The organism is Caulobacter sp. GW821-FHT09B11, assembly GCF_059418205.1.
This window is the reverse complement of sequence record NZ_JBWKPK010000004.1, coordinates 180,575-194,001: the sequence shown is the minus strand read 5'-3', so window position 1 is coordinate 194,001 and position 13,427 is coordinate 180,575. Positions and strand designations below refer to the sequence as shown.

At 69.7% G+C, this 13,427-nt stretch carries 16 protein-coding genes; 8 read left to right on the top strand and 8 right to left on the bottom strand.

Translation table 11 applies throughout. The features are described 5' to 3' along the window. Positions 1–122 precede the first annotated feature (122 nt). On the top strand, positions 123–857 hold the full coding sequence (locus AC07N1_RS04435; RefSeq protein WP_494670703.1) for a siderophore-interacting protein: 735 nt from the start codon (positions 123–125) through the stop codon (positions 855–857). Positions 858–947: 90 nt separating this feature from the next. On the opposite strand, the gene AC07N1_RS04430 is transcribed toward AC07N1_RS04435, so the two are convergent. The 3 genes from AC07N1_RS04430 to gcvA are packed head-to-tail and all read right to left on the bottom strand — an operon-like array spanning position 948 to position 2,571. Continuing rightward, a complete protein-coding gene (locus tag AC07N1_RS04430; protein WP_494670702.1) occupies positions 948–1,232 on the bottom strand; it encodes a hypothetical protein in 285 nt (94 codons plus the stop codon). After that, positions 1,229–1,564, bottom strand: coding sequence for a chorismate mutase (locus AC07N1_RS04425; protein ID WP_492856157.1), 336 nt, complete (start codon positions 1,562–1,564; stop codon positions 1,229–1,231). Before AC07N1_RS04425 ends, AC07N1_RS04430 begins: the two co-directional genes overlap by 4 nt. 50 nt (positions 1,565–1,614) lie before the next feature. Further along, the gene (gene gcvA / locus AC07N1_RS04420; RefSeq protein WP_110120251.1) at positions 1,615–2,571 is read right to left on the bottom strand and encodes a transcriptional regulator GcvA; all 957 of its coding nucleotides are present in this window, start codon (positions 2,569–2,571) and stop codon (positions 1,615–1,617) included. Positions 2,572–2,794: 223 nt separating this feature from the next. Here gcvA and cobA point away from each other — a divergent pair, with 223 nt between their 5' ends. From cobA to AC07N1_RS04395, 5 genes are read left to right on the top strand one after another with little or no spacing between them, the layout of a single operon-like run. Continuing rightward, the gene (cobA, locus tag AC07N1_RS04415; protein WP_494670701.1) at positions 2,795–3,658 is read left to right on the top strand and encodes a uroporphyrinogen-III C-methyltransferase; all 864 of its coding nucleotides are present in this window, start codon (positions 2,795–2,797) and stop codon (positions 3,656–3,658) included. Further along, the gene (locus AC07N1_RS04410; protein WP_494595535.1) at positions 3,655–4,023 is read left to right on the top strand and encodes a DUF2849 domain-containing protein; all 369 of its coding nucleotides are present in this window, start codon (positions 3,655–3,657) and stop codon (positions 4,021–4,023) included. Before cobA ends, AC07N1_RS04410 begins: the two co-directional genes overlap by 4 nt. 9 nt (positions 4,024–4,032) lie before the next feature. Continuing rightward, the gene (locus AC07N1_RS04405) at positions 4,033–5,691 is read left to right on the top strand and encodes a nitrite/sulfite reductase (RefSeq protein ID WP_494670700.1); all 1,659 of its coding nucleotides are present in this window, start codon (positions 4,033–4,035) and stop codon (positions 5,689–5,691) included. Continuing rightward, complete coding sequence (locus tag AC07N1_RS04400) at positions 5,675–6,199, top strand: DUF934 domain-containing protein (protein WP_494670699.1); 525 nt, start codon at positions 5,675–5,677, stop codon at positions 6,197–6,199. The genes AC07N1_RS04405 and AC07N1_RS04400 overlap by 17 nt, the downstream gene beginning before the upstream one ends. Beyond that, positions 6,199–6,942 carry a phosphoadenylyl-sulfate reductase gene (locus tag AC07N1_RS04395; RefSeq protein WP_494670698.1) on the top strand — a complete coding sequence of 248 codons (744 nt, stop codon included), beginning with the start codon at positions 6,199–6,201 and terminating at the stop codon, positions 6,940–6,942. The genes AC07N1_RS04400 and AC07N1_RS04395 overlap by 1 nt, the downstream gene beginning before the upstream one ends. Positions 6,943–6,945: 3 nt before the next feature. Here the strand turns inward: AC07N1_RS04395 and AC07N1_RS04390 are convergent, their stop codons facing one another. From AC07N1_RS04390 to AC07N1_RS04370, 5 genes are all read right to left on the bottom strand, one after another. Next, positions 6,946–8,379, bottom strand: coding sequence for a glycosyltransferase family 2 protein (locus AC07N1_RS04390; RefSeq protein WP_494670697.1), 1,434 nt, complete (start codon positions 8,377–8,379; stop codon positions 6,946–6,948). Positions 8,380–8,381: 2 nt separating this feature from the next. Beyond that, positions 8,382–9,425, bottom strand: a complete 1,044-nt coding sequence (locus AC07N1_RS04385; protein WP_494670696.1) for a HEAT repeat domain-containing protein — start codon at positions 9,423–9,425, stop codon at positions 8,382–8,384. Further along, complete coding sequence (locus tag AC07N1_RS04380; RefSeq protein WP_494670695.1) at positions 9,426–10,511, bottom strand: YaiO family outer membrane beta-barrel protein; 1,086 nt, start codon at positions 10,509–10,511, stop codon at positions 9,426–9,428. Next, the gene (locus AC07N1_RS04375) at positions 10,508–10,915 is read right to left on the bottom strand and encodes a response regulator transcription factor (RefSeq protein ID WP_494670694.1); all 408 of its coding nucleotides are present in this window, start codon (positions 10,913–10,915) and stop codon (positions 10,508–10,510) included. The genes AC07N1_RS04380 and AC07N1_RS04375 overlap by 4 nt, the downstream gene beginning before the upstream one ends. Positions 10,916–11,104: 189 nt before the next feature. Then, a complete protein-coding gene (locus tag AC07N1_RS04370; RefSeq protein ID WP_492856147.1) occupies positions 11,105–11,596 on the bottom strand; it encodes a 3D domain-containing protein in 492 nt (163 codons plus the stop codon). Positions 11,597–11,785: 189 nt separating this feature from the next. Here AC07N1_RS04370 and AC07N1_RS04365 point away from each other — a divergent pair, with 189 nt between their 5' ends. Further along, complete coding sequence (locus tag AC07N1_RS04365) at positions 11,786–12,373, top strand: glutathione S-transferase family protein (protein WP_494670693.1); 588 nt, start codon at positions 11,786–11,788, stop codon at positions 12,371–12,373. Between the two features lie 17 nt (positions 12,374–12,390). Continuing rightward, positions 12,391–13,422: a phospholipase C/P1 nuclease family protein gene (locus AC07N1_RS04360; protein WP_494670692.1), complete on the top strand. Its 1,032-nt coding sequence runs from the start codon at positions 12,391–12,393 to the stop codon at positions 13,420–13,422. The last annotated feature ends 5 nt before the right edge of the window (positions 13,423–13,427 follow it).

Here is a 13,427-nt window from a genome sequence, read left to right as displayed (position 1 = left end):
AATTCGATAATATTCTGGCGATCCTTCGGAATGACGCCATCGCTGCTTCTGGCTATCCGATCACTGGAAGCAAGTCGAGATCGGTTCGGCTTCGCGTTCGAGAAGGAAGGAGCGCCTCGACCATGTCGATCAACGCACGCACGGATCCGACGCCGGGCGGTCTCGGCCAGGCCCTGATCCGCCTGATGATGCGGCCGGCCATGATCGCCGCCTGCCGGCCGCTCGGAGACCACTTCCGGCTCGTCACGCTGGAGGGCGCGGCCCTGAAGGGCGTCTCCTGGATCCCGGGGCAGAAGATCCAGATCGCCATGGGCTCGGCCTTCGTGGCGCGCACCTACACGCCGATGGACTGGGACGCAGGGCAAGGCAGGGCGCGCATTCTGGGCTATGCGCACGGCGAGGGGCCGGGCAGCGACTGGCTGCGGTCGCTCGCGCCCGGCGCGCAGTGCGATCTCTTCGGACCGCGGGCCTCGCTGAACGCGGCGCCTCTGGCCGGGCCGCTGGTGGTGTTCGGCGACGAGACCTCGATCGGCCTGGCCTTCGCCCTGGCCGCACAGGATCCCGCACGGAGCATCTCCTGCATCTTCGAGGTCGACGACCTCGGCGAGGCGGAGGCCGTCGTGGAGACGTTGGGGCTTTCGAAGGCCGCGCTGTTCAGGAAGGCTGCCGACGACGCCCATCTCGACACGATAGGCGAGGCGCTCTCGTCGCTGGCCGGCGTCGGCGCGTCCTTCGTCCTGACGGGAAGGGCGGCGGCCGTCCAGAGGCTGCGGCACGGCCTGAAGCGGCGCGCGGTCGAGCCCAGGCGAATCCTCACCAAGGCCTACTGGGCCCAGGGCAAGACGGGGCTGGATTGATGTCGATCACCTGGCGCACAGTCGGGCTGTTCCTGGCGGATGCCGGCGCGCCGCGGAACGACCGCCCGAAAGACGGACCGGAGCGTGGGCCTATGTCGGGTTCGGAATCGACTCCGTCAGGTCCTCGAACTCGCCGACCTCCAGGCCGGCCGTCTCCTTGCGGGTGACGACCTTGGTATCGTAGCTGCGCGAGACGAACACCCGCACGCCGCGATAGCGCTGGCCTCGCTTGGCCGAGACGGTCTCGGTGCGCAGCTCCGTGCCGTACGCCTTGTCGTTCAGGTAGATCAGCCCCGGACGCAGGTCGTCGTCGCCCTTGGCCACGGCCTCGGCGGCCATGTCGTCGAGCAGCTTGTCGATCTCTTCCTTGGTCACGCGGCGCCCTTGGTCCGGTCCCAGCTGTCGTGCTCGTAGGCGATGCAGCGATCGATCAGGGTGCGCCACACCGGCTCGGCGATGGCTTCGGACAGGCCGGCGTCGCGCGCGGCGGCCTTCACCTTGTCGACCACGTCCTCGATGCGGGCGCGGTCGAACACCTTGCTGCGGTCGGTCTTGATGCGGGCGGCGGCGTCCATGTAGCCCTGGCGCTCGGCGAGCAGGGCCACCAGGGCCCGGTCCAGGGCGTCGACGCCCTGGCGCACGTCGACCATGGTCTGGCAGTCGGCCGGCGCGAGGCGCTCGTCGACGTTGAGAGTCGTCTTGATCATGAGCCCCTTTAAGCCGGTTTGGCGGGGCTGTTCCAGCCTAGATGCCCGACCTAGATGCCGGCCCCGTTGTCGATGGTCAGCAGGGCCGCTTCGTGGGCGGCCGCCTCGTCCTTAAGCCAGCCGACGAAGGCCTTAACCTGCGGCAGGCGGCCCTTGGCCTTGGGGTGGACGACGTAATAGGCGAAGTCGACCGAGGTGGCGATGTCGAACGGGATCACCAGCCGTCCGGCGTCCAGGTCGGCCTGGGCCAGGGTGCGCTTGGCCAGGGCGATGCCGCGGCCGTTGGCGGCGGCCTCGATCACTAGGCTCGACTGGTTGAAGCGCGGGCCGCGGGCGCCGTCGACGCCCTTGATGCCGCGCGCGGCCAGCCACATCGCCCAGTCGGGGCACGAATCGTCGGCGTCGGGCGAGCCGTCGTGCAGCAGGATGTGTCGCGACAGGTCTTCGGGGCTTTCCAGCGGCGTCTCGGCCAGCAGCTCGGGGCTGGCGACGGGCACGACCGTCTCGTTGAGCAGGCGGATGACTTCCAGGCCGGGATAGCGGCCCGAGCCGTAGCGGATGGCCAGATCCACCTCGCCGGCGGCGAAGTCGACCACTTCCATGCCGGCCGACAGCCAGACGTCGACCTGCGGCTGGGCCTGCTCGAACTTGCCCAGGCGCGGCACCAGCCACTTGGCGGCGAAGGAGGGAGCGGCGGTCAGCGTGAGGCGCCGGCCGTCGACGGCGGCGGTCAGCAGGGACGCGGCTTCGGCCAGACGGTCGAAAGCTTCGCGCAGGGCGGGCAGGGCGGTCTGGGCCGCGTCGGTCAGCAGCAGGCCCTTGGGCGTGCGCTTGAACAGGGCCGCGCCGACATAGTCTTCCAGGTTCTGGATCTGCTGGCTCACGGCGCCGGGCGTCACCGACAGTTCGTCGGCGGCGCGGCTGAAGTTCAGATGGCGCGCCGCCGCCTCGAAAGCCCGCAGGGCGTTGAGAGGCGGAAGTCGGCGCCGTTCGTTCTGTCGTTCCATGAGTTTTACTGAACGCCCCGGCAGAAGTCCTTGTTTGCGAATTGGCCTGCCCGCGCCCAGTTTGCAAGCGTTCGCTGACGGATTGGCCCTTTTCGTCGGCGGGCAAGAGCGGGGCGAGCTTTCGGGTTCGCCCCGTATTTCATTGGGTTTGGACGGCGAGGGTCGATCGGCTCGCGCCGCTTTCGCGCGTCCATGGACGCTTTTAGAGGACCTGGGATCGCGCATGGCGTCGCCCTCGGATGGCAAGGCTGAACCCCGTCTGATCGCTCTGCGCGGCGGCGAGGGCGTGCGGCCGGCTCCGGGACGGGTGACCCTCGTCGGCGCTGGTCCCGGCGATCCCGACCTGCTGACGATCAAGGCGCTGAAGGCGCTGCAGGCCGCCGACGTGCTGGTGCACGACGGCCTGGTCTCGGCCGAGATCCTCGATCTTGCGCCCCAGGCCCGCCGCATCGACGTGGCTAAGCGCAAGTCGCGCCACACCCTGCCCCAGGACGACATCAACCAACTGCTGGTCGCTCTGGCCCGTGAAGGCCTGGAGGTCGTGCGCCTGAAGGGCGGCGATCCCTTCCTGTTCGGCCGTGGCGGCGAGGAGCTTTCCGCCTGCCGTGAGGCCGGCGTCGACTGCACCGTGGTGCCCGGCGTCACCGCCGCCCTGGCCGCCAGCGCCGGCGCCGGCGCGCCCCTGACCCATCGCGGCAGCGCCCAGGCGGTCACCTTCGTCACCGGCCACGCCGCCCACGGCGAGCCGGACCTCGACTGGACCGCCCTGGCGCGTCCAAACCAGACCGTCGTCGTCTATATGGGCGTCTCGACCGCGGGCTTCATCGCCCAGCGCCTGACCGCCGCCGGCCGCGCCGGCTCGACGCCCGCCCTGGTCGTCGAGAACGCCAGCCGTTCGGACGAGCGCCGCATCCTCACCACCTTGGCCGGTCTCGCAACGGCCGCCGAGGGGCTGAAAGGGCCGGCCCTGCTGATGGTCGGCGAGGCCATGGCCATGGCTGAAATCCCCACCATATCGGGGCAAGTTCCCGGCAGCGTCGCAACCGCCGCCGTCTTCGAAGTTCAAAACGTGAGTTCGGGCCAATGAAAGCCGTGACCGCCAATCGCCTGATCGACGGGGAGGTCGTCTTCTGGAAGGAAGGCGCATGGGTGGACGGCTTCGGCGACGCCCAGCTGTTCGACGATGCGCAAGGCGAGCAAGTCGAGGCCGCCGTCGCCGCCGGCAAGGCCGCCCCGACCGTGATCGTCGATCCCTATCCGATCGACCTGATCACCGTCGAAGGTCTGGGCCTGGCCCCGGTCAGCTACCGCGAGCGCATCCGCGCGCTTGGTCCGACCAACGAGCTTCTCCACGGCAAGCAGGCTGAAGGCGGCGCCGTCGTCGAGGCCATCCGCCACGCTTCCGGCGCCGCCCGCTCGACGGGCCGCGTCGACCTGATCCGCCGCAAGTAGGCCGACCCTATGTATCAGTACGACGTCATCGACCGTGAATTCCTGACGGACCGCTCCAACGAGTTCCGTCATCAGGTGGCCCGCCGCCTGGCCGGCGACCTCACCGAGGACCAGTTCAAGCCGCTGCGCCTGATGAACGGTCTCTACCTGCAGCTCCACGCCTACATGCTGCGGGTCGCCATTCCGTACGGCTCGCTCAACGCCCGCCAGGCTCGCCGCCTGGCCTGGATCGCCCGCACCTACGACAAGGGCTACGGGCACATGACCACGCGTCAGAACGTCCAGTTCAACTGGATCAAGCTGAAGGACGCGCCGGACATCCTGGACGCCCTGGCCGAGGTCGACCTGCACGCCATCCAGACCAGCGGCAACTGCATTCGCAACACCACGGCCGATCCCTATGCCGGCGCCACCGCCGAGGAGATCGACGATCCGCGCGTGTGGTCCGAAGTGATCCGCCAGTGGTCGACCCTGCACCCGGAATTCAGCTACCTGCCGCGCAAGTTCAAGATCGCCATCACCGGCGCCCTGACCGACCGCGCGGCTGTGAAGGTGCACGACATCGGCCTGATCCTGCGCCGGGCCCGCGACGGCTCGCTGGGCTTCGAGGTGATCGTCGGCGGCGGGCAGGGGCGCACGCCCTATGTCGGCCCGACCATCAAGCAGCACCTGCCGGCCTCGAGCCTGCTGAGCTACCTGGAAGCCGTCCTGCGCGTCTACAACCGCCACGGCCGCCGCGACAACATCTACAAGGCCCGCATCAAGATCCTGGTCGCCGCCCTCGGCGCCGAGGAGTTCGGCCGCCAGGTCGAGGAAGAGTGGACCAAGATCGACCAGTCGCGCGCTGACGTGGGCGACGTGGAACTGGCCCGCATCCGCGGCGCCTTCGCCCAGACGCCGTTCGAGACCCTGCCGGCCCGCTCGGAAGCCTTCGAGGCCGCCAAGGCCGCCAGCCCGTCGCTGGCCCGCTTCGCGCGCAACAACGTCAAGCCGCACAAGAAGCCGGGCTACGCCATCGTCGAGGTCTCGCTGAAGGCCATCGGCCAGACGCCGGGCGACGCCACCGCCGACCAGCTGGACGTCGTGGCCGATCTCGCCGAGCGCTACGGCCTGGACGACCTGCGCGTGACCCACGCCCAGAACCTCGTCCTGCCGCACATCAAGCTCGACGACCTGCCGGCGGTGCACGCCATCCTCGAGGCCAACGGCCTGGCCACGGCCAATATCGATCTAGTCAGCGACATCATCGCCTGCCCGGGCCTCGACTACTGCGCGCTCGCCAACGCCCGCGCCATCCCGATCGCCCAGGACATCGCCAAGACCTTCGCCGACCCTGACCGGGCCGAGACGATCGGCGAGCTGAAGATCAAGATCAGCGGCTGCATCAACGCCTGCGGCCACCACCACGTGGCCCACATCGGCATCCTGGGCGTCGACAAGAAGGGCGAGGAATTCTACCAGCTCTCGCTCGGCGGTTCGGGCGCGGAAGACGCCACCATCGGCAAGATCCTCGGCCCGGCCCTGCCGGCCGACAAGGTCGCTCCCGCCATCGACACCCTGGTCGACACCTATCTGGCCGCGCGCCAAGGCGAGGAACGCTTCCTCGACACCTATCGCCGCGTCGGCCTCGAGCCCTTCAAGGAAGCGGTCTATGCCCAAGCTGATTAAGCTCGCCGGCGAGCAGGCCCAATGGGCTGAAAACACCTTCGTCAACGTCGCCGACGAGGACGCCATCCCGGACGCCGGCGACGTCATCCTGTCGCTGACCCGCTTCCAGGCCGAGGGCGACGCGCTGCTGTCGTCCAACAGCCGCCGCGTCGGCGTGCGCATCGAGCCGGCCGAAGAGGTCGAGGCCCTGGCCTACGACCTGCCGCGCCTGTCGGTGGTGGCCCTGGCCTTCCCGAAGTACCGCGACGGCCGCGCCTACACCTCGGCCCGCCTGCTGCGCGAGCGCTTCAAGTACCAGGGCGAGATCCGCGCCGTGGGCGACGTGCTGCAGGAGCAGGCCGGCTTCATGGTCCGGGTCGGCTTCGACGCCTTCGAACCCAACGACGGCGCCACGCCGGAGGCCTGGGCCAAGGCCGCCAATCGCTTCCGCCACGTCTACCAGCGCGCCGTCGACGCCCGCCCGATCGCGGCGGACGAGCGCGCGCAACACAAGGAAGGCGCTCTCTGATGGCCTACGACCAGACCGACGCCGCGCCGACCCTGGCGGCGCGGCTGGACGCCGAACTGCGCGACGCCCATCCGCTGACCATCCTGCGCAAGGCCTACGAGACCTTCGGCGACAAGCTGGCCCTGGTCAGTTCGTTCGGCGCGGAGTCGGCGGTGCTGCTGCATCTGGCCGCGCAGGTCTCGAAAGACATCCCGGTGCTGTTCCTCGACACCGGCATGCTGTTCGGCCAGACCCTGGACTATCGCAAGAGCCTGGCCGCCAGGCTCGGCCTGACCGACGTGCGCGACCTGCGCCCGGCCTTCGCCGACCTGGCCGTGACCGATCCCAAGTCGGACCTCTGGCGCACCGACACCGACGCCTGCTGCCATATCCGCAAGGTGCTGCCGCTGGATCGCGCCATCGAGGGCTTCTCGGCCTGGTGCACCGGTCGCAAGCGCTTCCATGGCGGCGACCGCCTGCGCCTGGCCGTGGTCGAGGACGCCGACGGAAAGCTGAAGTTCAACCCGCTGGCCAACTGGAGCAAGGCCGAGCTCGACGCCTATGTCGCCGAGCACCAGCTGCCGACCCACCCGCTGGTCGCCCAGGGCTTCCCCTCGATCGGTTGCTGGCCGTGCACCAAGCCGGTGGACGACCCCAACGCCGACGTCCGCGCCGGGCGCTGGCAAGGCCAGGACAAGACCGAGTGCGGCATCCACGTCGCCCGCGCTCCGGGCGTCGCCCCCAACGTCGGCGGCGACATCTGAGGCTCAGGTCTCCGACGAGAAGCCCTTGCGGGTCATCTTGCCCCAGCCCTGGGCGCCGGTCAGGAACTGCCAGGTGCCGCGCAACCGCCAGAAATTGTTGATCTGGCGGTAGCCGAAATTCTCCAGGATCGCCGCGCCCATCAGCACGGCGAGGCTGCGGGCGTTGGGAAAGCGCCGAAGCTCGGTCTCTTCCAGCGCCAGGGCGCCGACGCTGATGACGATGCCGAAGCCGAAGGTCACCGCCAGCAGCGCCCACAGATAGTCGATGTCCAGCACGCCCAGCAGCCAGAAGGCCGGGATCAGCACGTAGCCGAAGATCTCGATCAGCGGCCCCAGCACGTCGACCACCAGGATGTGGCCGAAACCGATCAGTCCGATGCGGCCGTAGCGCGGGTTCAGAATCATGTCCCGGTGCCGGAAGAAGGTCTCCAGCGCCCCGCGATGCCAGCGCGCCCTCTGGCGGGACAGCACGGCCATGGTCTCGGGCGCTTCGGTCCAGCACACCGGCTCGGGCGTGAAGGCCACGCGATAGGGCTTGCCGAGGCGCCGGTAGTGCTTGTGCAGCTTGACCACCAGCTCCATGTCCTCGCCGACCGTGCCGTGGCTGTATCCGCCGACGTCGAGCACGGCCTGGCGGCGGAACAGGCCGAAGGCGCCGGAGATGATGGTCAGGGCCGAGATGCGGCTCCAGGCCAGGCGCGCCATCAGGAAGGCGCGCAGATATTCGACCGTCTGCAGCCGGGCCAGCAGGTTCTTGGGCACCCCCACCTCGACCACCCGCCCGAACGAGATCTTGCAGCCGTTGGCGATGCGGATCGTGCCGCCCACCGCCACCGTGCGGTCGGGATCCTCGACGAATGGCGCCACCGCCCGCAGCAGGGCGTCGACCTCCAGCAGGGAGTCGGCGTCCATCGAGCAGACGATCGGCGAGCGCGACAGGTTGATGGCAGCGTTCAGGGCGTCGGCCTTGCCGCCGTTGTCCTTGTCGACCACCAGCAGGCGGGGCTGGTTGGCGGCGGCGTAGAGGCCGCGGATGCGCTGGCACGAGGCGGCCAGGTCGTAGTGGCGCTCGACGGGATGCAGCTCGAAGGCGTCGATCAGCACCTGCAGCGTCTCGTCCTTGGAGCCGTCGTTGACCACCACCACCTCGAAGTGGGGGTATTGCAGGGCCAGCAGCGAGCGCACGCTTTCGACGATGGTCAGGGCCTCGTTGTAGGCCGGGGCCATCAGGGTGATCGGCGGGGCGGCCTCGGCGTAGCGCCGCCAGAGCAGGGCGGCCTGGTTGACCGGCGGGGCCTGCGACAGCGCGCGGGCCGCCAGGATCAGCTGATAGAGATAGAGCGCGTTCTGCAGCAGGCCGGTGGCGATCACCGCCCAGGCGATGGTCTCGGCGAAGCGGACGACCACGAGGGCCAGGACTTCCAGTTCGGGCAACATGGTCAGGCGCCTTCCGCCAGGGCGCGCTCGGCCGCCCGCTGGGCCACGGGGCGCGTGTCGTCGCTCGCGGCGGCCTCCAGCAGGGCGCGGCCGGTCTTGCCGAGCTTTCCCAGGGCGTCGCCGGCGCGGAAACGCACCCACCATTCCGGGTCGTCCAGCAGCGCGGCCATCGGGGCGGCGAGCTTGGCCAGCCCAGCGGCGCCGACGGCCTCGGCCGCCGCCGAGCGTACGGTCCAGGCCTCGTCGGTGAGCGCGGCGGTCAGGGGCGCGGCGGCGGCGGGGTGCTGCAGCCGGCCAAGACCCCGCACCGCCGCCGTCCGCACGTCGAGGTCGGGATCGCTCGCCGCCGCCGACAGCGCCGGCACCGCCTCGTAGGCGCCCGATCGGCCCAGGGCGTCGAGCAGCAGCGCCCGCATCAGCGGCGTCAGGCCCTGGCGGTCGAGCGCCAGCAGGCCGTCGGCCGGCCGCGCCGCCACCGCCTGGCGCATCAGTTCGGCATAGACCCGCGACGGCGCCAGCTCGCCCGAGCCGGCATAGTCGAGCAGGCGCGAGGCCGAGGGCGGGGCGCCGGCGGCCGCCAGGCCCTTCACGGCGGCCATGCGCACGTTCGGGTCCTTGGAGCCGATGGCGCGGCGCAGGGCGGCCTTGGCTTCCTCGCCGCCTAGGGCGGCCAGCGCCTCGACGCTGGTCAGGCGCTCGTCGCGCGATCCGCGGGTCGCGCGCTTTTCCAGCGCCGCGACGAGGCCCAGGCGCTTCAGGGCGGCCATGGCGCGATCCTGGTCGGCGCCGCGGATCATGCCCTGGAAGTCGAGTATGGCCTCGGCCAGCACCTCGGGCCGTCTCAGGAACCGGCCCAGCTCGTCCGCCGCCTCGACCTGGCCGCGCAGCAGGCCGGACAGGGCCTGGATGATGATCCGGCGGTCGCCGGCGCGATCGGCCGCGCCGGCTTCCTTGAACAGGCGCGCGACGATCAGCGCGCTCATCCAGGTCAGCGCCCCGGCGATCAGGACGAGGGCGATGACCCAGATCAGCGTCAGCGACGACATCTAGAACCGTCGGGTGACGGCGACGCCGATCTCGTCGCGGTCATAGGCCGTGCGCTTTTCGTGGGCGCCGGCGATCTGCACCGTCCAGCGCGGCGCAAGGTCGAAGGCGACCCCCGCCGACACCGCCTCGACGGGCACGGTGGCGCCGTCGGCGCTCTCGGGCGCGTCGGCCCAGCCCAGCCGCAGGCGCAGGCGCTCGGTCGCCGACCACTCGCCGTTCAGGGTGTAGCCGGACTGATGCTTGCCGCGCTCGTCCTCGGTGTTGATCGAGCGGGCCGTCAGCGACACCGGCCCGGCCGCCAGCACCAGATAGGGCTGCAGGCTCTTGACCTCGCCGACAGCATAGCGCGACCAGACGCCGTCCAGGCCCAGCCGCGCCCGGAAGGCTCCGGTCGTCCGCAGCCCGGCCGAGCCGCCGGCCCGCACGGTGAACTCCGGCCGATAGTCGGCGTCCGGCGCGCCGCCGACGGCGATGAAGCCGTCCCAGCGGGGCGAGAAGGTTCGCGCCGCCAGCACCTCGCCATAGGTGTCGGAAACGCCGAACCGCTCGGTGTGCTCGATCGAGCCGCCGATCGTCGTGCGCGGATCGAGGCGGCGGGAGAGGGCGAGGGTGGCCGAACTCCAGTGGCCCAGGTCCTTGCTGAGTTCGCTTCGGGCGTAGGCGACGTCCAGCCGCCAGCTCGGTTCCCCCGGCATGGCCAGGGTGGCGGAAATCTGCTGGTCGAGCCCGCGGGCCTCCGCGTCGTCGGATCCGCCGGCCAGCAGGGGCGCGAGCCGGCGCCTGGCCAGTTCGGGACGCCCCGCGAACAGGGCCGAGCGGGCGTAGGCGATGCGGGCGTCGCGATAGTCGGGCGCCAGTGCGAGGGTGGTCTCGAAGGCCCGGTCGGCCTCGGCGTAGCGCTGGGCGGCCATCCGTGCGAGGCCGAGGTTCAGCCAGACGTCGGGGTCCTTGGGACGTTGTTTGGACAGAAGATCGAAGGCTGCGATCGCTTCACCCGTGCGTCCGGCCTGGCGCGCAGACACGGCCGCGGCATAGGCCGGATCGGCCGCCTGGGCTTGCTGGGCTTCCTGGATCGCCTCAATCACGCAGCCACCGGGGCGATGCGGAACAGCCGGGCCAGCAACTCGTCCGGATCGAACGGCTTGGGCAGGTAGTCGGCGGCGCCGAGGTTGAGGGCGGTGACGATGTCGTTGCGGCCTTTCAGGGCCGTCAGCATGACCACGGGTATGTCGCGCAGGGCGTCGTCGCCCTTCATGCGCCGCAGCACCTCGAAGCCGTCGATGATCGGCATCATGCCGTCCAGCACCACGACCTGCGGCCGGGCGGCGCGGGCCGCCTCCAGCACGGCGCGGCCGTCCTCGAAGACGCTCACCTCGTAGCCGGCCATGCTGAGCTTGTGCTCGAGGATCTCGCGAAGCAGGGCGTCGTCGTCCGCTATCAGGACCGAAGGCGAGGACGCTTGATTACTTTCGGATCGCCTCGATGCCATGCCACGCCTGCAAGCTAAGCTTTAAGGGAGTCGTCGAGCGCTATCCAGAGTGGTGCAGAACCGCGTGCGAGGCCAGCGCGAACATCACGCGCTTGGTTAACCGGGGCGGCGTTGCACGTCAGGCGCGCAAGCGAAAGCCGGCGCGGAAAGCGCCGGCGTCCTTGAGACTTTGTTTGGGGAGGCCGAAGCCTATTCGGGCGGGCAGCCCTTGAACTCGCCGACCTTGGTCACCGAGAGATTGGCCAGGTTCAGGTCCGCCAGCGGCTTCATCGAGCCGGCGCCCTGGCCGCTGAACATGTCGATCTTGTTGCCCTTGATCGCCCCGCCGATGTCGGAGGCGTACCAGTAGCCGTCGTGCTTCTCGCCGTTGGGCATCGGCAGGCCGACGGTCTCCTTGATGAAGACCACGGTGCGGCGCGGGATCACCTTGGTGTCGACGGCCAGGGTGCGCATGGCCACCACCTTGCAGCCGAGGCTGTCGAGGGCGCGGATGCCCCGGGCGCCGGCATGGTAGAGCGTGGCCTTCATCTTGTATTCGATGGAGCCGGGCAGGCTGCCGGTGAGGGCGCCGGCGATCAGTTCGCCCAGGGGGTCCTTGCGCTCGGAGTCAGGACCCGCGGCGGCGGGGAGGGCGGCGAACATGGCCATGAAGGCCAAAATTCCGGCGAGCGTGCGTCGCATCGAGGTTGTCCTCTTATCGGCGTATCTGTCGGTTCGGCGGTCTCCTTAAGCCGATCACGGCTCCGTGACAACCCGCTTAAAACCGCCCAAATGGGCCGGAATCGGATGAAAACTTCTGGTCAAGCTCGGAACTCGGTTGGAAATTCAATCGTTTAGCGCGCCGTTTGAAATGTGGAGGAGGGCGACGGAATGACGCTGCGGATCTTCGGCGACGGCAAGTCGGGCAACTGCCTGAAGGTGAAGTGGACCGCCGAGCGGCTGCGTCTCCCTTACGAATGGATCGAGGTCGATATCCTCAAGGGCGAGTCGCGCACGGAGGACTTCCTGGCCATGAACCCGGCCGGGCAGGTGCCGGCCGTGGTGCTGGAGGACGGCCGCTTCCTGGCCCAGTCCAACGCCATCATGCTGCACCTGGCAGAGGACTCGGTGCTGATCCCGGCCGATCCCTATCTGAAGGCCAAGATGTACGAGTGGCTGTTCTGGGAGCAGTACAGCCACGAGCCCTATGTCGCGGTGGCGAGGTTCCAGGTCGCCTACATGGGCAAGCCGGTCGAGTCGCTGGACGGAAAGATCGTCGAGCGGGGCCACGCGGCGCTGGCCCGCCTGGAAAACGGCCTTTCCGGCAGCGGTTTCCTGGTCGGCGACCGCCTGACCCTGGCGGACGTCGCGCTGGTGGCCTACACCCGTGTCGCCCACGAGGGCGGTTTCGATCTGTCGCGCTATCCGGCCGTCAAGGCCTGGGTCGGCCGGGTCGAGACGGCTCTCGGCATCGATTGAAACGCCTCGGAGCGCGCATGACGTCGCCGTCTTCCACCGTCAAGATTCTCGTCCTCGCCGCCGCCCTGGCCGCGCCCGCCCAGTCGGCCCTGGCCTGGGGAGCCTCGGGCCACCGCATGGTCGGGGTGCTCGGCGCCTCGACCCTGCCGGACGACGTGCCGGCCTTCGTGCGCAGCCCCTACGGCGTGGCCGCCATCGGCGAATACGCCCGCGAGCCGGACCGCTGGAAGGGCTCGGGCAAGGTGCATGACACCGACCGCGACGCCGCCCACTTCCTCGACCTCGACGACGAGGGCCGCATGTTCGGCGGGCCGAAGTTCACGGTCGAGACCCTGCCGGCCACCCGCGCCGACTACGAGACCGCCCTGCGCGCCGCCGGCCAGGACAGCTGGAAGGCCGGCTACCTGCCCTACGCCATCATCGACGGCTATCAGCAGCTGGTGAAGGACTTCACTTACTGGCGCATCCTGGTGGCGGCCGAGAAGGCGACCACCGACGCCCAGAAGAAGGCCTGGTACGCCGCCGACCTCAAGCGCCGCGAGGAACTGCTGCTGCGCGACCTGGGCGTATGGGCCCACTATGTCGGCGACGGCAGCCAGCCGCTGCACATGAGCGTGCACTACAACGGCTGGGGCGACTATCCGAACCCCAACAACTACACCCAGAGCAAAGGCACCCACGGCGCCTTCGAAGGCCCGCTGGTCAAGGCCGTGGCCAAGGACGACGAGGTCAAGGCGCTGATGCCGGCCCCGGTCGACTGCCAGTGCAGCATCGAGGCCCGCATGGTCGGCTACCTGACCACGACCTGGAAGCAGACCGAGCCGCTGTACCAGCTGGAAAAGGCCGGCGGCATGGTCGAGACTGATCCGCGCGCCAAGGCCTTCGTCGACGCCCGCCTGGCCGCCGGCGCCGCCGAACTGCGCGACGTCGTGACCATGGCCTGGAAGGCCAGCGCCAACGGCAAGATCGGCTACCGTCCGGAGATCAGCGTCGCCGACGTCGAGTCCGGCAAGGCCGATCCGTGGAACGACCTGTTCGGCAAGGACTGACATCC